This is a genomic window from Rhodococcus sp. P4_E4 (assembly GCF_056401575.1).
The window spans coordinates 156,056-173,817 of sequence record NZ_JBFUJB010000024.1; the positions used below are offsets into that span (position 1 = coordinate 156,056).

Here is a 17,762-nt window from a genome sequence, read left to right on the forward strand (position 1 = left end):
CGAATGATTGCTGTCATCGCGGATATCACCGTCAAGGACGGAAGCGGCGAGCAGTTCGAAGCCGTAATCGCCGAACTTGCGGAGAAGGTGCGCACGGAGGAGCCCGGAACGGTTCTGTATCAACTGATCCGATCGAAAACGGATGCGAATTCCTACAAGTTCATGGAGCTGTATCAGGACGGTGCTGCCATCAAGGCTCACGGAACGTCCGAGCATTTCCAGGCTGCAGGAAAGGCGATGGCGCCCTTCCTCGCCGGCGCCCCGCAGATCGAGTACTTCGACGCTCTCTGAGCGAGTGAACAGGTGAGCCCCGGCGAAATCTCGCCGGGGCTCACCTGTGTTTTCAGCTCTGCTTCTGGGCGAGGAGTTCGGTTCGGTCGATCGATCGCTTGAGGATCTTTCCCGTCGAACCCTTCGGGAGTGCGTCGATGAACTGGACGACTCGGGGAATCTTGTAGGCGGAGAGACGTTCCCGAGCCCACGAAGTGACGGCGTCTGCTTCGAGGTCGGAGCCTGGACGCACGGCCACCACTGCGGCAACTTCCTCCCCGTAGTAGTCGTCGGGTATGCCGATCACTGCGGCTTCGATGATGTCGGGGTGCTGGTAGAGCACCTCTTCGACCTCGCCCGGATAGACGTTGTATCCACCACGGATGATGAGGTCCTTCACTCGGTCGACGATGCGAAGGTCCCCGTCGGGATCGGTCTCACCGAGGTCTCCGGTGCGGAACCATCCGTCGTCGGAAAGAACGGCGGCGGTGTCTTCAGGGCGCTTCCAGTAACCCTTCATGACCGTCGGTCCTTTGATGAACACCTCGCCCACTGTCCCTGCCTCGCAGACATTTCCGTCGTGATCACGCACCTCGACCTCGGTGCGCGGTACGGCGCGGCCGGTGTATCCGATCTTTGCGACGCGGTCGATGCTGTTGAAAGTCCCGAACGCGCTCGTCTCGGTGAGGCCGTAGCCCTCGAGGATCGTGCAGTTGAACCGTGCTTCGAAGGCGCGAGCGACTTCACCGGGAAGTGATGCGCCACCGGAGATTGCGATCCTGAGTTGTTCGAAGTCGGAGCTGTCCACATCGGCGGCGGCGTGCAGCATGGCATTCCACATGGTGGGGACACCGGCCATGATGGTGAGCTTGTCCCGGCGGACCAGGTCGAGCATGGCAGCGGGGTCGAACCGGGCGAGCAGGGACAGTGATCCGCCGCCGGTGAAGGTTGCCATCATGACCGAACCCTGGCCGAAGATATGGAAGAGCGGCAGTCCGGTTCCGGTGCGGTCCGAAGGGTTTCCGCGGCTGCTCTCGGCGCCGATCTCACCGGCGGACAACAAATTCCCGACGGTCAGCTGAGCGCCCTTCGGGCGTCCGGTGGTGCCGGAGGTGTAGAGAATCGCCGTTGTGTCTGCTGCGTCACGGTCGACCACAGTTGCGGGTGCATGATCGGCCTGCGCCGATTCTTCGGTGAGTGTCCACACCGGGACACCGCGCGCACTCCCTGCATCCTGGACTGCGGGACCGAGCTGATGCCACGCGATGGCCAGGGAAATCTCCGCGTCGTCCAGAACGTACTCGACTTCGGGTTGCGCCGACATCGTGTTGATCGGCACCACGACACAACCGGCGGCCTGAATTCCCATGTACGCCACGACGAATTCCGCTACCGACGGTGCCGCTAGGAGAACCCGATCGCCTACGCTCAACCCGGCATCGCGAATGCGGCCGGCGAACGCCAGGGACGCGTCGTGGAGCTGCCGGTAAGTCCAGTGTTCATCCGTGCCGCGGATCGCAGTGCTGTTTCGAATTGCGATGTTGTCCGGAGTGACTTCCGCGTGACGGGTCACCGGGTCGAGAACGCTAACCATGGTTCTGCCTTTCGGGAGGAATCGACCGATTGTGTGTCCTGGGTCTCACCAGAGCGTACACTTGAATCCGGCGTCAACATCGAGTCTGCTGGGATTGTCCCGAAATGATGTTGGCTCGGAAGGATGGGGAGCGCACCGTGCTCGATGACGAATCGCGAATTGCCGCCCTGCCGGTGGCTCCGCCTGCGCTGCTCCGAGATCGGCCCACCACCGAGCGGGGAACCCGCACGCGCGCAGCGCTGATTGCCGCTGCCCGCACGGTATTCGAGCGTAGTGGCTATCTCGATGCCCGTCTGATCGACATCGCCAAAGAAGCCGGCTGCGCGACGGGATCGTTCTACACCTACTTCGCGAACAAGGAAGAGGTCTTCGCCGCCGTCCTCGAGGTCGCGCGAGACGACATGATGCACCCGGGCATGGGACGCGTTGCGGGCGCAGACGATCCGTACGCCGTGCTAGAGGCAAGTAATCGAGCGTATCTGGCGGCGTATCAACGCAATGCGAAATTGATGGGACTGATGGAGCAGGTTGCTCACATCGACCCGGAGTTCCGAAAGTTCCGCAGCGAGCGTGCCAATGCGTTCATACGCCGTAATGCCCGCGGGATTGCAGATCTGCAGAGTCGTGGTATCGCGGACACGACGCTGGATCCAATGACAGCGTCAATTGCTCTGTCCGGCATGGTGAGTCGGCTCGCCTACAGTCTGTTCACCCTCCATGAGGGTGAGGTGGACGGGCGTTCGCCGGAGTTCGATCAGATTGTCGCCACGGTGACAGACCTGTGGGCTAACGCGCTGAAGTTCCCTGACCGATCCTGAAGCGGCAGGTCGCCCCGGCCGTATCGACGTTCGAGCGGCCGGGACGTGCCGAGTCTTGTTTCAGCTTTTCTCTGTTCAGCTTTTCTCGACGACGCGAGCGACGGATTCGGCCACGACGACTGGCTTGTCGGAACCTTCGCGCTCAACCACCTGGCTCATCTTCACCTGGATTCCGCCGGGCAACTGCTCCGCGGACGCAACGGTTGCACGCATGCGGACCCGGGATCCCACGGGAACGGGAGCGGGGAAGCGAACCTTGTCGTAGCCGTAATTGAGGCTGTGGGCGAAGCCGTCGAAGTGGATGAGTTGGTAGGAGAACTGTGGGCCCAGCGAGAGGCTGAAGAGTCCGTGCGCGATCGTGCTGCCGAGCGGGCTCGATGCGGCTCGTTCCGGGTCGACGTGAATCCACTGATGATCGTTTGTGGCTTCGGCGAACGCGTTGATGCGCTCCTGGGTGATGTCGTACCACTCCGTCGGGCCAAGTTCCTGGCCGATGAGCTTCTCGAGCTCGGCGAAGGTGGACGGGCGGACGGGCAATTGGTTTTCAGTCATCGTTGATCCCTTTACTCGCAGTTCAGGAGGACGGAACGGGCCGTTCGGGTGACCGTCGCGATTCGACGGTTGAAACTGACGCCGGATTCAACTATACATGAGGGGAGACGTGGATCACTGTCAGCGCGTAGGTATGACGCAAGCGAGAGGAATCGCTCATGAAGGTTGCCCAGAAGGTAGCAATTGTCACCGGTGGCGGCGGGGGGATCGGCGGTGCGTTGGCGCAGCGACTGGCCGCAGAGGGCGCTCGCGTCGTAGTAGCCGACCTCGACGGGGCGGCAGCTTCGGCAGTGGCAGAGGCGATCAACATGGAGCATCCCGGCGCAGCAGTGTCTGCGGGTGGCGACGTCTCCGACGAGACGGTCATTGCGGGCCTCATCGCGCAGGCGGAAAAGGAATTCGGCCCGGTCGACCTCTACTTCGCCAATGCCGGCGTCACCGGAGGCATGGGCCTCGACATCAGTGAGGACGTCTGGGACACGACGATCGACGTCAACGTTCGCGCCCACATTCGTGCCGCCAGGCTCCTGGTCCCTGGTTGGACCGAGCGCGGGGAAGGCTACTTCATCAGCACTGCCTCTGCTGCCGGCTTGCTCAGTCAGGTCGGGTCCGCCGCGTACTCGGTGACTAAACATGCCGCGGTCGCGTTTGCCGAGTGGCTCTCGATCACCTACGGAGATCAGGGCGTTCGCGTCAGTTGCCTGTGTCCGATGGGTGTCAACACCAAGCTTCTCTACGAAGGCGAGAACTCCGGCGATCCGGTCGGCAAGGCCGCAACCGGGGCCGTGCTTGCGGCAGGCAATGTTCTCGAGCCTGCTGAATGCGCCGAAATCGTTCTTGCCGCAGTAGATGCCGAGGAATTCCTCATCCTTCCGCACAAGAACGTTCTGGACATGTACCGGCAGAAGGGCGCCGACTACGACCGTTGGCTGCGCGGTATGCGCCGGTACCAGGCGTCGCTGCTCGCGGGAACGCGATGACCGAGGAACTCGTCCTCTCCGAGCAGAGAGGAGCGGTGCTGGTCCTGACATTCAATCGGCCCCGCGTTCTCAACGCGTGGACCAACGAGCTCGAAGATCAGTACTACGACCTTTTGGCCGCAGCAGACGAAGATCCCAGTGTCCGAGCAATTGTTGTCACCGGCTCCGGTCGAGGATTCTGCTCGGGGGCTGACCTCGGCAATTTGAAGAACGTCGGCGACGTCTCCGAAAGTGATCTTGTCCGACCACGGGACCGTGATTTCCCGACCACCGTTCGCAAGCCGCTGATCGCTGCCGTCAACGGCGTCGCCGCAGGGCTCGGAATGGTCGAGGCTCTGTACTGTGACGTTCGTTTCGGTTCGAGCGCAACGCGATTCACTACCGCGTTCGCGCGTCGAGGCCTGATTGCGGAGTACGGCATCTCCTGGATGTTGCCCCGCTTGGTCGGTCACAGTCGAGCAGTCGATCTTCTGCTTTCCAGCCGGATGGTGGATGCCGACGAGGCGTACCGTATCGGTTTGATCGACCACCTGGTCAGCGGCGGTGACGTTCTGGATGCGGCGATTGCTTACGCCGAGGACATCGCGGCCAACTGCTCGCCGACGTCCCTCTCCGTCATCAAGTCTCAGATGAGTGCCGACGCGCACTCGACCTTCACCGATTCCGCCAGGCGTGCGGAATCGCTGATGCTGAATGCATTTCACGGCCCGGATGTCGTCGAGGGCGTCAACAGCCATCTCGAACATCGAGCCCCCAATTTTCCTTCCCTCTCTGTCAGGAGTTCACATGTCAGTGTTTGAGTTCTCGGATCGCACCAAGAAGTACCAGGCCGAACTGCTCGATTTCATGGACAAGCACGTTTACCCGGCCGAAGCGGTCTACGAAGAGCAGATGCGTGAGTCCGGTAACCCGCACTTCCAGCCGCCGATCATCGACGACTTGAAGAAGGAAGCCAAGGCGCGCGGGCTGTGGAACCTCTTTCACCCGCATCCCGAATGGGGCCCCGGCCTGACCAACCTGGAATACGCACCGCTCGCGGAGATCATGGGCCGCAGCCACCTGGCTTCCGAGGCCACCAACTGCGCCGCTCCGGACACGGGAAACATGGAGGTGCTCACGCTCTTCGGCACCGACGAGCACAAGGAGAAGTACCTCAAGCCGCTTCTCGAAGGCGAAATCCGTTCTGCTTTCGCGATGACCGAGCCCGAGGTTGCCAGTTCCGACGCCACCAACATCCAGCTTCGTATGGACCGTGACGGCGACGAGTACGTACTGAACGGCCGTAAGTGGTTCGCTTCCAACGCTTTGCACCAGAACTGCAAGGTTCTGATCGTCATGGGCAAGACCGACTTCAATGCCGCCACCCACCGTCAGCAGTCGATGATGGTCGTTCCGATCGATGCTCCCGGCGTCACGATCCTGCGCAACCTGCCGGTCTTCGGCTACCAGGACCGCGAAGGACACGGCGAGATCACTTTCGAGGACGTGCGCGTCCCGGCCAAGGACATTCTCGCCGGCGAGGGCGAAGGATTCGCGATCAGCCAGGCCCGCCTCGGCCCCGGCCGCATCCACCACTGCATGCGTGCAATCGGAATGGCCGAGCGCGCACTGGAACTGATGTGCAAGCGCGCATCCACCCGCATCACCTTCGGAAAGCCCGTCAGCGACAACGCGAATATCCAGGACTGGATCGCCGAGGCTCGTATCGACATCGAGATGGTTCGACTCCTCACGCTCAAGGCCGCACACATGATGGACACGGTGGGCAACAAGGAAGCGCGCACCGAGATCGCAGCCATCAAGGTTGCAGCGCCGAACATCGCGCTCAAGATCATCGACCGCGCCATCCAGGTTCACGGCGGCGGCGGCGTCACGGACGACTTCCCGCTCGCGATGGCTTACGCCCACATGCGCACCCTTCGCCTGGCTGACGGCCCGGACGAGGTGCACAAGCGCGCCATCGCCAAGCAGGAACTGCGCAAGTACCGCGAAGTCAAGGCGAACTGACATGGCAGGACTGGATCTCACCGGTAAGACGGCAATCGTCACAGGCGCATCGCGGGGCATCGGCCTCGCGACCGCGCAGGCGATTGCGGCGGCGGGCGGAAACGTCGTACTGACTTCGCGCTCACAGGAATCCGCAGATGCGGCTGCCGCGCAGGTGAACGGCAACGCGATCGGCGTCGGCGCTCACGCGACGGACGAGGATGCTGCCAGCAAGTGCGTCGAGCAGACGATCGAGCGTTTCGGCAGTCTCGACATCTTGGTGAACAACGCGGGCACCAACCCGTCGTTCGGGCCGATCATCAACCAGGATCACTCGCGCTTCGCCAAGACCTTCGACGTCAACGTGTGGGCTCCAGTCCTGTGGACCGGCCTGGCAGCGCGGGCCTGGATGGGCGAGCACGGTGGTTCCGTGGTCAACACCGCCTCGATCGGCGGCATGGCGTTCGAGGCCGGGATCGGCACGTACAACGCGTCGAAGGCTGCTCTGATCCACATCACCAAGCAGTTGGCGCTCGAGTTGTCACCGAAGATTCGTGTCAACGCCGTTGCTCCGGGAGTGGTGAGAACCAAACTCGCCGAAGCTCTGTGGAAAGAACATGAAGAAGCGGTGTCCGCGTCGACCGCTCTCGGACGCATCGGTGAACCCGAGGACGTGGCCGCTGCCATCGCCTTCCTGGTTTCGGATGCAGCCCAGTGGATCACCGGAGAGATCATGACCATCGACGGTGGCCAGTTGTTGGGTGATGCACTCCCGTTCCGGCAGGGAGCGTCCGTCGGTGGCTAGCGTCGGAGTAGTGGGACTCGATACCGAAGCGGTCACCGGGTGGATAGCAGGCCTGGGGATCGACTTCACCGGGCCGTTGTCCTTCGATCGAATCGGCCTGGGGCAGTCGAATCTCACGTACCTGGTTCGCGATCAAGACGGCAATCGCTGGGTGCTACGACGCCCACCGCTGGGGCACCTGCTGGCCTCGGCTCACGACGTGGCGCGCGAAGCTCGAATCTTGAGCGCTCTCGAATCCACCGACGTGCCTTCGCCGCGAGTATTCGGGTTGACCGAGGATCCAGCTGTCACCGAAGTTCCGCTGCTCCTCATGGAATTCGTGGACGGCGAAGTGGTGGACCGAATGCCTCTTGCGGAGGCGTTGTCGGAAGATCGTCGCCGGGCAATCGGAATCTCGCTCGCTCAGACGCTGGCGAAGATACACGCCGTCGACCTCGAGCAGGCCGGTCTCGACGACCTGGCAAGCCACAAGCCTTACGCTGCACGGCAGCTGAAGCGCTGGGGCGGACAGTGGGAACAGTCGAAGACGCGGGAATGTCCTGACCTGGACGATCTCACCCGACGTCTCATTGCAGCTCAGCCGGCTCACACCGAAACCACGTTGGTGCACGGCGACTTTCACCTACGCAACGTGATCACCTCCGCTGAGAACGGCGAAGTTGTCGCGGCCCTCGACTGGGAACTCTGCACACTCGGTGATCCGTTGGCCGATGTCGGAAGCTTGTTGGCGTACTGGCCGGCGGCCGGGGAGGACACTGGTGGCGATTTCCCGGCGTCAGCGCTCCCGGGATTCCCTTCGCGAGAGGAGATCTCCCGGATCTATCTCGAGGCCACCGGACGGGATCCGGCTGCGCTGAAGTTCTGGCACACCTTGGGGCTGTGGAAGATCGCCGTGATCGCCGAGGGCGTGATGCGTCGCGCCCGCGACGAACCGCAGAATGCCGCCGAGAGCGGAACTCCCACAGTGGAACGTATTGACGCCTTGGTAGCCAAAGCCAGGGAAATTGCAGATCAGGCCGGGATCTGACGAGATCGTCCGGTGTCCGTCGAATCACGAAATTATGGAGGGCCAGTGAGCCAGGAACGTAGAACCGCAATTGTCACGGGTGCAGCACGCGGAATCGGTGCGGCAGTGGCCAAGCGACTGTCGGAAGACGGCTTTGCCGTTGCCGTGCTGGACCTCGACGAAGCAGCGTGTGCCGGAACCGTCGACGCGATCAAGGCCGCAGGCGGCCAAGCACTGGCCGTGGGCGCTGACGTCTCCGACGAGGCTTCGGTTGCTGCAGCGGTGGATCGTGTGGCCGCAGAACTCGGTGCACCTACCGTGCTGATCAACAATGCCGGCATCACTCGCGACAACCTTCTGTTCAAGATGAGCGTCGCCGAGTGGGATTCGGTGATGAACGTCCATCTGCGCGGAGCGTTCCTCATGTCGCGTGCGGTGCAGAAGTACATGGTGGAAGCGAAGTTCGGCCGCATCGTGAACCTCTCGAGCACGTCGGCTCTCGGCAACCGCGGACAGGTCAACTACTCCGCAGCCAAGGCCGGCATGCAGGGATTCACCAAGACATTGGCCTTCGAATTGGGCAAGTTCGGCGTCACCGCCAACGCCATTGCCCCCGGATTCATCGAAACCGAGATGACCGCCGCAACGGCAGAGCGCATGGGAGTCGGCTTCGAGGACTTCAAGACCGCTGCCGCTTCGCAGATTCCGGTCAACCGCGTCGGTCAGCCCGAGGACATCGCGCACACCGCGTCGTTCTTCGTCAGTGAAGGCGCGGGCTTCGTTTCCGGTCAGGTCGTCTACGTCGCCGGTGGACCCAAGGACTGACCGTCCGCTCACCGCTCGAACCGAAGGAATGGGCATGGCTTTCGACGAAGAGGCAGTATCGCGTGATCTCACCGAAAAGGTGAACACGCTTCTCGCGGAGAACGATCCGAACAGTGTGTCGGTGTCGGATTTCCTCGGCGCACGATTCGACGCCGGACTGGCGTGGGTTCATTTCCCCGAAGGTCATGGGGGACTCGGTGTACCGCAGAGCTTTCAGCGTCAGGTGAACGCTCAGCTGGAGGCCGCCGGCGCACCCGGCCCGGCCACCGGCAAGAACGGCATCGGACTGGGCATGGCGGCACCGACCATCGCCGCCTTCGGTGCCGAGGAGCAGAAGCAGAAGTTCCTGCGCCCGTTGTGGACTGCGGAGACGGTCTACTGCCAGCTGTTCAGTGAACCGGGCGCAGGGTCGGACCTCGCGGCCGTCGCTACCCGCGCCGTCCGCGACGGCGACGACTGGATAGTCAACGGGCAGAAGGTATGGACGTCGGGCGCGCAGAATGCGCAGCTGGCGATTCTCGTGGCCAGGACCGATCCGTCACGTTCCAAGCATGCGGGTCTGAGCTACTTCATCTGCGACATGACCGACCCGGGCGTCGATGTCCGGCCGCTGCGTCAGATCACCGGCGAGGCCGAATTCAACGAGGTATTCCTCACGGACGTCAGGATTCCGGACGCCAATCGCCTCGGAGCCGAAGGCCAGGGGTGGAAGGTTGCGACAACCACCCTGAACAACGAGCGTGTTGCCATCGGTTCGGGCGCACCGCGTGAGGGAGGCATGATCGGAAAGGTCGCTCAGGCCTGGCGTGACGAGCCCGAGCTGCGTAATCCGGCGATGCACGACGAGTTGATGCGGCTCTGGACCGAATCCGAAGTTGCGCGTCTGACCGGTGAGCGACTGCGCCAGCAGCTCGCCGCCGGCCAGCCTGGCCCCGAAGGCTCGGGAATGAAGCTCGCGTTTGCCGGTTTGGCTCAGCAGATTTCGGGTTTCGACCTCGAGCTGCACGGCGAAGCCGGTCTGCGCTACGACGACTGGACGCTGCGTCGACCGGATTCCGTCGACTTCACCGGGCGTGAACCCGGATACCGGTACCTGCGAGCCAAGGGCAATTCGATCGAGGGCGGAACGTCGGAGATCCTGCGCAACGTCATCGCAGAACGTGTACTCGGGTTGCCGCCCGAGCATCGCGTCGACAAGGACATCGCCTGGAAGGACCTACCCCGATGAGCGCCGATCTGCTGTACTCCGAGACCGAACAAGATCTGCGAGCTAGCGTCAGACGACTGCTGAGCGAGCGGGCCGGCGCCGACACCGTGGTCACGGCGTACGACGACGTGTCCGCCGACTTCACCGGGCTGTGGAAGTCGCTGGCGTCGGAACTCGGTTTGGCGGGACTGCTGGTACCCGAGGAACTGGGCGGTGCAGGTGCGTCGACGCGTGAGGCGGCGGTCGTGATGGAGGAGATCGGACGTGCGGTCGCTCCCGTTCCGTTCTTCACCAGCGCGGTGCTGGCGACGACGGCGTTGCTGAAGGCCGGCGAGACCGAGGTGCTCGGTCAATTGGCAGCGGGGGATTCGACGGCTGCTCTGGTCGTCCCGTTGTCCACTGCACCAGGAACTTTCACACCTACTGTCAAGGTAACGGCGAGTGGACTCGTCGGCAGCGTCACGACGGTTGCCGGCGTCGCCGAGTCCGATGTTCTTGTTGTTCCGGTTGCCGGTGAGAGCGGCCTTGAGCTGCACACCGTTCGGATCGCCGACGCTACCGTCACGCCGGTTCTGTCCCTGGACATGACGCGCCGATTGGCGGACGTCGAGTTCTCGGGTTCGTCGTCGGTCCGTGTCGACAGCGGCAATGCGGCGCAAGCGGTCGAGGAAGCGTTGCTCTGCGGAAGCGCACTTCTGGCGTCCGAACAGTTCGCTGTAGCTCAGTGGTGCCTCGAAACGACTCTCGCGTATGTGAAGGAGCGCAAGCAGTTCGGCCGGGCGATCGGTTCGTACCAGGCGATCAAGCACCGCCTCGCCGATCTCTGGCTCGAAGTCAGCTCCTCGGGAGCGGCAGCACGATATGCGGCGGACACCTATGCGCGCGGCGACGCCGATGCGGCGATCGCAGCGACGGTGGCCCAGGCATTCTGCAGCGGCGTCGCGGTTCATGCTGCGGAGGAATGCGTCCAACTTCATGGTGGTATCGGAATGACGTGGGAGTATCCGGCGCACCTGTACCTCAAACGGGCGAAGAGCGATCAGCTGTCGCTGGGAACCGCGTATCAGCATCGGGCACGCCTCGCCGAGTTGGTCGACCTCCCGATCTCGTCCTGAAACTCACCCACTATCTGTCTGGAGAATTGCTGTGAAGGCTTGGCGCGTCAACGAACTCGGTCAACCCCGCGATGTGCTCGCGTTGGAGGAGACCGCGGATCCCACCCCGAATGCGACGGAGATGTTGGTCAAGGTGCTGGCGGCTCCGGCCAACTTCCCCGACGTCCTCATGTGCCGGGGTGAGTACCAGATCAAGCCGCCGCTGCCCTTCACACCCGGTGTCGAACTGTGTGGTGAAGTGGTCTCGGTCGGTGAATCGGTGACCAAGTTCGCAGTGGGGGACCGGGTGATCGGTAATCCGAGTCTGCCGTCCGGCGGATTCGCCGAGTACTCGGTACTGGATCAGAACAACACGTTCCCGGCGCCGTCGGCTCTCGACGACGCGGAAGCATCCGCTCTGAGCATCGGCTATCAGACAGCGTGGTTCGCTCTGCATCGCCGCACCCAACTGCTCGAGGGTGAGACGTTGTTGGTCCACGCTGCTGCGGGTGGTGTCGGTAGTGCGGCAGTGCAACTCGGCAAGGCGGCAGGCGCCAAGGTCATCGGTGTCGTCGGCGGCCCGGACAAGGCCGAGTACGCGCGCAAGCTCGGCGCAGACCTCGTCGTAGACCGTCACAGTGAAGACTTCGTGGCAGCGGTCAAGGAGTTCACCGGCGGCAAGGGCGCCGACGTGGTCTTCGATCCGGTCGGCGGCGACGCCTACGCGAAGTCCACCAAGTGCATCGCCTTCGAGGGACGGATCGTCATCATCGGCTTCGCCGGTGGCACGATCCCGCAGCCGGCCCTCAATCACGCTCTCATCAAGAACTATTCGATCATCGGACTGCACTGGGGGCTGTACAAGGCCTACAACCAGCAGGCCATCGACGACTGCCACGTCGAGCTCACCAGGCTCGCCGATGCCGGCTTGGTCAAACCACTGATCAGTGAGCGGTTGTCGTTGACGGACGTTGCCGACGGTATCGGTCGCCTCGGCGACGGCACCACTGTCGGTCGCGTCGTTTTCCAGCCCTGATTCTTGCTGTGCGCCTTTATTAACCCCCGGCGGTTAATAAAGGCGCACAGCACTTCGTGTTCGACGAAAGGTTTCCCCGATGAGGCAAGCTGTCATCGTTTCCACCGCCCGTACCCCGATCGGTAAGGCGTACCGCGGCGCGTTCAACAACACTCAGGCTCAAGAGCTTGCTGCACATGCCATTTCGAATGCAGTTCAGCGCGCGGGCCTCGAGGGCGGCGAGGTCGAGGACGTCATCCTCGGCGCCGCGCTGCAGCAGGGATCTTCCGGCGGCAACGTCGCACGGCAAGCGGTGCTGCGGGCCGGGCTTCCGGACTCGGTTTCCGGAATGACGATCGATCGTCAGTGCTCGTCCGGGCTCATGGCCATCGCGACCGCAGCAAAGCAGATCGTGGACGACGGAATGCAGATCGCGGTCGGCGGCGGAGTCGAATCGATCTCGTTGGTCCAGAACGATCATATGAACAACTTCCGCGCGGCTGATCCGTGGCTGAAGGAAAACAAGCCGTCGATCTACATGCCGATGCTGCACACGGCCGAGATCGTCGCCGAGCGCTACGGAGTGACCCGCGAGCAGCAGGACGAGTTCGCGCTCGTCTCGCAGCAGCGAACCGCAGCAGCTCAGAACGCAGGTCGGTTCGATCTCGAGATCGTCCCGCTGCCCTCGATCAAGCAGGTGCAGGACAAGGAGACGGGTGAGATCCGCAGCGAGTCCGTGACGCTGACCCTGGACGAAGGCAACCGCGCTTCCACCACATTGGAAGGGCTGTCGAGTTTGCGACCGGTTCTGGCCGACGGGACTGTCAGTGCGCATTCCTCCATCACTGCGGGCAACTCGTCTCAGCTCTCGGACGGTGCCTCCGCTTCGGTGCTGATGGAGGCAGGCGAGGCGGAACGCCGCGGGTTGGCTCCTCTCGGTATCTACCGTGGGATGGCTGTCGCGGGTTGTGCTCCCGACGAGATGGGCATCGGACCGGTGTTCGCGATTCCGCGTCTGCTGGATCTTCACGGACTGAAGGTCGACGACATCGATCTCTGGGAACTCAACGAGGCCTTCGCCTCTCAGGCCCTGTACTGCCGCGACAAGCTCGGGATCGATCCCGAGAAGTACAACGTCGACGGCGGCGGTATCTCCGTCGGCCATCCGTACGGAATGACGGGTGCTCGTCTGGTCGGCCATGCTCTTCTGGAAGGAAAACGGCGCGGAGCCAAGCTCGTGGTGGTGACCATGTGCATCGGCGGCGGCATGGGTGCTGCCGGGCTTTTCGAGGTCGCATGAGCTTGATCGAGGGACTGTTCGACGTCAGTGGCAAGACCGTTGTGGTCACCGGTGGATCACGCGGCATCGGATACATGATCGCTCGCGGATTTGTCGAAGGCGGAGCGACGGTCGTCATTTCGGCCCGAAAAGCCGAAGCCTGTGACGAAGCCGCGCGAGAGCTTTCGGAGTTCGGCACCTGCATTTCGCATCCGGCCGATCTGTCCACGGACGAGGGGATCGAGAGCCTCGCTGCGAAGGTCGCCGAGATTTCGCCGACGCTCGACGTACTGGTCAACAACGCCGGTGCCACGTGGGGAGCTTCCGTCGACGATTTTCCGGCCGCCGGCTTCGACAAGATTTTCGACATCAATGTCAAGGCAATCTTCCTCTTGACGCAGAAGCTGTTGCCGCAGTTGCGTTCTGCAGCCACTGCGGAAGATCCCGCGCGCGTGATCAATATCGGATCGATCGACGGACTCGTGGTGTCGGGTTCGGAGAACTTCTCGTACGGAGCCAGTAAGGCTGCGGTGCACATGTTGACGCGCAAGCTCGCGGCAACGCTTGCGGGGGAACAGATCACGGTCAATGCCATTGCGCCGGGCCCGTTCCCGTCGAAGATGATGGCATTCCTCCTCGAGGACGAGCAAAGTGCAAAGGCTGTGGCAGACTCGGTCCCGTTGGGCAGGGTCGGAACTCCCCAGGATGCTGCAGGTCTTGCCATTTTCCTGGCTTCACGTGCCGGGGCTTATCTGACCGGCGCGGTGATTCCACTCGACGGCGGTGCGAGCGGAGCGCGCTGACCTACTGACTGATCTTCTCTGTCCGAAAAGGCCTGAAAGTCTGAACTACTATGACTTTCAGGCCTTTTCGCGTCTTTGTCTGATTGGGTTATCTGTGACTGCAGTTGCTAGATTGTCCGAGGTTCGGGGGGAACGACGACGACAACACCAACAATCCCGGCCATGGGGGAGTCATGTTTCGCGCGGGGAGATCGTTGGGGGTGTTCGGGGTAGTTGCTGCTCTGGCAGCTGCTGCCGTCACGGCGGTGGCTTCGCCGGCGATGGCTGCGCCGGGATGCGTCGGAGTCAGTGGCGTCGGTAGTAGTGGAGGTCCGGCCAATGCGGCGCCGTGGCTCAACGGCAACACCGGAGGGTTGCCAGGTCTGTCCGGTCGTACTACCGCGATCGAAAAAATCACCGGCACATACAGTCCCAACAAGACGGTTGATCGCTTCAATGTCCTGGGAACCGACCTGGGCATCATGTGGGACAACGGTGCGGGGCAGATTCTGACCGCTTTCGGCGATACCACCGGGCTCAGTCGTAACCCCACCTGCGACGGTTTGGTGGGCGAGTGGCGAAGTAATGTGCTCTTCCGCAGCTCGGATCGGGTACTCGCCGACGGGATGCGCATCGACAGCGCGCCGAAGGACGGTACCGGTCAGGCGCGTGAGATCATCTCCGGTCTGAAGATTCCGGGCGTCGAGGCTTCCAGTATCCCCACGAGCGGCATAGCAGTGAACGGTGTGCAGTATCTGAGCTACATGTCGGTGCGCAACTGGGGCGAGGCCGGGCAGTGGAGTACAAACTACTCACAGATTGCCACCTCCTCGGACAACGGCGAGACGTGGACCACGCGTCCGGAGACGCTGCGCCCCAACATCGGTGGGGTTCTTCCCGCGGGTGTCGCCCCCGTCGCCGGTAGCGAGAACTTCCAGATGAGCTCGATGGTGAAGGACGGCGGGTTCGTCTACAACTACGGAACCCCCGCGGGACGATCCGGCGAGGTTCGACTTTCTCGCGCGCCCGAGGGGGCGATCCTCGATCTTTCCGCCTACGAGTACTGGAACGGAAACGGCTGGATCCGTGCCGATCCCGCTGCGGCCGTACCCGTCATGGACGGCCGCATCGGGGAGATCTCCGTTCAGTACAACGAGTTCCTCGGCAAGTTCGTGGCGATGTACGCCGACGCGTTCAGTTCGATCGTGATGCGAACCGCTACCAGTCCGGTCGGTCCGTGGACGGCACCGGAAACATTGGTCAATCTGGTCGAGGTTCCCGGTATCTACGCTGCATACATCCACCCGTGGTCCAGTGGTTCGGATCTGTACTTCCTTGCCACCACGTGGGCCGACTACAACGTCATGTTGATGCGTACGACGCTCGTTCGCTGATCCGACTCACGTTTGCGCTGACTCAGGTTTGCGCCGAGTTACATTTGCGTTGGTTGGAGGTACACGATCTCCTCGGTGATCGGCGCGTCGTCATCGGCGTCGGTCGGCGGTTCTTGTCGGCGGCGCCACCAGATGGTGAACAGGACGGCTCCGATCACCAAGGCAGCCAGAGCGATTACCGCCACCCAGAATTTCGGGCCGTAGTATCCGACAAGGACCATGCGCATGGCGTTGCGCGCCCACGTGAGTGGCATCAGGGCGTGCAGCCACTGCAGAACCGTCGGCATCTGTTCGATGGGGTACACCGCGCCGAAGGCGAAGATCTGAATCATCAAGGCGCCCAATGCGATGAAGGTTCCGTTGACGGCTCCGAACACAACGGTGAAGAGCCTGCCCGAGCTGACCGCGGCGGCACCCACCAGGATCATCACTGCGATCATCGCCAGAACACTAGGTGGTTCGACGTTTGCCACGGTCAGTGACACCACCGACAACACGAGCGCCGCGACCAAGGTGACCAGGGCGGGAATGCGGTAGCGGCGCAGCCCCTCACGCACCACGCTGGTGTGCGAGTTCAGTGAACGTCCGCGTCGTGGACGGACGACGAACCACGTGAGAATTCCGCACAGGAACAGTGCCACCGAGATTACGGCAGGGACGGCTCCCGGTCCGAAACCGGCTGCGGGATAGTTGTTCCGCGCGTCGACGGCAACCGGGGACGAGAGCAGATTGGCTGTGGTGGCGCGTTCGTCGTCCGAGAACTGCGGCACCTGGGCGGCGCCGTCGGACAAACCGGTGGCGAGTTCTGCGCTGCCCGCGTCGAGCTCGCCGACGCCGGCCGATAGCTGCCCGAGACCGTCACGGAGCGCGATACTTCCGGTGTCCAACTGCCCGAGGCCGGTGGAGAGTTCCTGTGCGCCGGTAGCGAGTTGGCCTGCGCCGTCGGACAGTTGGCCTAGTCCCGTGTTGAGTTCACCTGCACCGGCCGCCGCGGCAAGAAGCCCGCCACGGTAGTCGCTGCTCGGATCGGTGAGTTGGCGCGAGATCTCCCGCGCACCGTCGCGAAGCTGGCCGAGCTGACCGATCACGTCGTCGTCCGACGGTTGTGCAGTCAGGGAAGCCCGCAGTCCACTCAGGGCTTCGACGAGTCCGGCGGAGACCGGATCAGCCGAGTTTCGAAGCATCGACGTGAGGGCGTCGATCTGACCGACGACGGCGTCCGAGGACCCCGCGAGGTCGAGTACCGGGGTGGTGACCATGTCGACCACTTCGCTGATCTGAAGGGCTCCTGCGCCGAGTTCGTCGGTTCCCCCGACCAACTGGTTGAGTCCGCTGCTCAGCTCGCCCGAGCCTGCAGCAGCTTCGTTTGCTCCAGCAGCCAGCTCGCCGGCTCCGGCGGCCAGCTCCTTGCCGCCTTGATTCGCTTCACCCATGCCGGTGGCGAGTTCCTTGCTTCCGGCGTAGAGCTCGTTGGTTCCGGCGAGTGCTTCGGAGGATCCGTCGGAGAGTTGTTGCGCGCCAGCGGCTGCTTCACCGAATCCTGTTCCGAGTTCACCCAACCCGACCAGCACCTGGTCGATGGACTGCTCGCCGATCGACTCGGAGACCGCCGAGCGCACCTGAGCGATGATGCTTTCACCGACCGGGCCGGCGACCAGACTGTTGTAATCGTTGTACAAGACGTCGAGTTCGGCCTTGCGGCCCGAACCCGATGCGGCACTGGCCACGTCTGCGCTGAAAGTCTTGGGAATGACAACCGAGAAGTAGTAGGTGCCGTCGTTGACGCCGTCGGCGGCTTCCTGTTCCGAGACGACCTTCCATGCAACGTCTCCGCTCTCGACGAGCGCGGCAACAACTTCATCGCCGGCTTGCAGACGTGTTCCGTCGAGTTCTGTGCCGGCATCGGCGTTGACGATGGCGACGGGCAAGCGGTTGACCGTGTCGCCCGGATCCCACAGTGCCCACATGTAGAACGCCGCAATCGACAGCGGTGCGATGACGAGGACAGCGAGAACTGTCCGGATGATGTGCGTTCGTCGCGTCGTGGCCGCGTTGTCGACTACGGGTTGTGGCGCCATGTGGAGCTCTCTTCTCGTGGACCGAAGCAGTTGTGGCACGAAAGAAAGCCACCAAAACTGCTGGACATACGTCCAGC

General features: G+C 62.8%; 17 protein-coding genes. 14 read left to right on the top strand and 3 right to left on the bottom strand.

The window, feature by feature from the left end; genetic code table 11:
- Positions 1 to 3 precede the first annotated feature (3 nt).
- A complete protein-coding gene (locus AC1DVN_RS25750; RefSeq protein ID WP_019745706.1) occupies positions 4 to 291 on the top strand; it encodes a putative quinol monooxygenase in 288 nt (95 codons plus the stop codon).
- A 52-nt stretch (positions 292 to 343) separates the two neighbouring features.
- Here AC1DVN_RS25750 and AC1DVN_RS25755 read toward each other — a convergent pair whose 3' ends face one another.
- Entirely contained in the window at positions 344 to 1,864 is a 1,521-nt protein-coding gene (locus AC1DVN_RS25755) for an AMP-binding protein (RefSeq protein ID WP_046379449.1), read from the bottom strand.
- 104 nt (positions 1,865 to 1,968) lie between these two features.
- Between AC1DVN_RS25755 and AC1DVN_RS25760 the strand changes: the two genes are divergently transcribed.
- Complete coding sequence (locus AC1DVN_RS25760) at positions 1,969 to 2,682, top strand: TetR/AcrR family transcriptional regulator (RefSeq protein WP_019745704.1); 714 nt, start codon at positions 1,969 to 1,971, stop codon at positions 2,680 to 2,682.
- Positions 2,683 to 2,757: 75 nt separating this feature from the next.
- On the opposite strand, the gene AC1DVN_RS25765 is transcribed toward AC1DVN_RS25760, so the two are convergent.
- On the bottom strand, positions 2,758 to 3,234 hold the full coding sequence (locus tag AC1DVN_RS25765) for a MaoC family dehydratase (protein WP_172932688.1): 477 nt from the start codon (positions 3,232 to 3,234) through the stop codon (positions 2,758 to 2,760).
- A gap of 158 nt (positions 3,235 to 3,392) precedes the next feature.
- Between AC1DVN_RS25765 and AC1DVN_RS25770 the strand changes: the two genes are divergently transcribed.
- The 12 genes from AC1DVN_RS25770 to AC1DVN_RS25825 all read left to right on the top strand — a co-directional run bounded on the left by AC1DVN_RS25770 (position 3,393) and on the right by AC1DVN_RS25825 (position 15,607).
- A complete protein-coding gene (locus AC1DVN_RS25770; RefSeq protein WP_020909431.1) occupies positions 3,393 to 4,214 on the top strand; it encodes an SDR family oxidoreductase in 822 nt (273 codons plus the stop codon).
- Complete coding sequence (locus AC1DVN_RS25775; RefSeq protein ID WP_019745702.1) at positions 4,211 to 5,014, top strand: enoyl-CoA hydratase-related protein; 804 nt, start codon at positions 4,211 to 4,213, stop codon at positions 5,012 to 5,014. Before AC1DVN_RS25770 ends, AC1DVN_RS25775 begins: the two co-directional genes overlap by 4 nt.
- Positions 5,001 to 6,221, top strand: coding sequence for an acyl-CoA dehydrogenase family protein (locus AC1DVN_RS25780; RefSeq protein WP_019745701.1), 1,221 nt, complete (start codon positions 5,001 to 5,003; stop codon positions 6,219 to 6,221). The genes AC1DVN_RS25775 and AC1DVN_RS25780 overlap by 14 nt, the downstream gene beginning before the upstream one ends.
- Before the next feature lies 1 nt (position 6,222).
- On the top strand, positions 6,223 to 7,005 hold the full coding sequence (locus tag AC1DVN_RS25785; protein WP_019745700.1) for an SDR family oxidoreductase: 783 nt from the start codon (positions 6,223 to 6,225) through the stop codon (positions 7,003 to 7,005).
- Complete coding sequence (locus tag AC1DVN_RS25790; protein ID WP_069145443.1) at positions 6,965 to 8,032, top strand: phosphotransferase family protein; 1,068 nt, start codon at positions 6,965 to 6,967, stop codon at positions 8,030 to 8,032. The genes AC1DVN_RS25785 and AC1DVN_RS25790 overlap by 41 nt, the downstream gene beginning before the upstream one ends.
- Before the next feature lie 45 nt (positions 8,033 to 8,077).
- Entirely contained in the window at positions 8,078 to 8,836 is a 759-nt protein-coding gene (gene fabG, locus AC1DVN_RS25795; RefSeq protein WP_020909429.1) for a 3-oxoacyl-ACP reductase FabG, read from the top strand.
- 34 nt (positions 8,837 to 8,870) lie between these two features.
- On the top strand, positions 8,871 to 10,064 hold the full coding sequence (locus AC1DVN_RS25800) for an acyl-CoA dehydrogenase family protein (protein ID WP_134998936.1): 1,194 nt from the start codon (positions 8,871 to 8,873) through the stop codon (positions 10,062 to 10,064).
- Entirely contained in the window at positions 10,061 to 11,158 is a 1,098-nt protein-coding gene (locus tag AC1DVN_RS25805) for an acyl-CoA dehydrogenase family protein (RefSeq protein WP_021345810.1), read from the top strand. The genes AC1DVN_RS25800 and AC1DVN_RS25805 overlap by 4 nt, the downstream gene beginning before the upstream one ends.
- Before the next feature lie 31 nt (positions 11,159 to 11,189).
- Entirely contained in the window at positions 11,190 to 12,173 is a 984-nt protein-coding gene (locus tag AC1DVN_RS25810; protein WP_003943088.1) for an NADPH:quinone oxidoreductase family protein, read from the top strand.
- 79 nt (positions 12,174 to 12,252) lie between these two features.
- Positions 12,253 to 13,452, top strand: coding sequence for an acetyl-CoA C-acyltransferase (locus AC1DVN_RS25815; protein WP_029256469.1), 1,200 nt, complete (start codon positions 12,253 to 12,255; stop codon positions 13,450 to 13,452).
- The gene (locus tag AC1DVN_RS25820) at positions 13,449 to 14,234 is read left to right on the top strand and encodes a RhlG family 3-oxoacyl-ACP reductase (RefSeq protein ID WP_172932687.1); all 786 of its coding nucleotides are present in this window, start codon (positions 13,449 to 13,451) and stop codon (positions 14,232 to 14,234) included. The genes AC1DVN_RS25815 and AC1DVN_RS25820 overlap by 4 nt, the downstream gene beginning before the upstream one ends.
- Positions 14,235 to 14,407: 173 nt before the next feature.
- Positions 14,408 to 15,607, top strand: coding sequence for a DUF4185 domain-containing protein (locus AC1DVN_RS25825; RefSeq protein WP_134998935.1), 1,200 nt, complete (start codon positions 14,408 to 14,410; stop codon positions 15,605 to 15,607).
- Positions 15,608 to 15,645: 38 nt separating this feature from the next.
- On the opposite strand, the gene AC1DVN_RS25830 is transcribed toward AC1DVN_RS25825, so the two are convergent.
- A complete protein-coding gene (locus AC1DVN_RS25830; protein ID WP_041815349.1) occupies positions 15,646 to 17,685 on the bottom strand; it encodes a YhgE/Pip domain-containing protein in 2,040 nt (679 codons plus the stop codon).
- Positions 17,686 to 17,762: the final 77 nt, after the last annotated feature.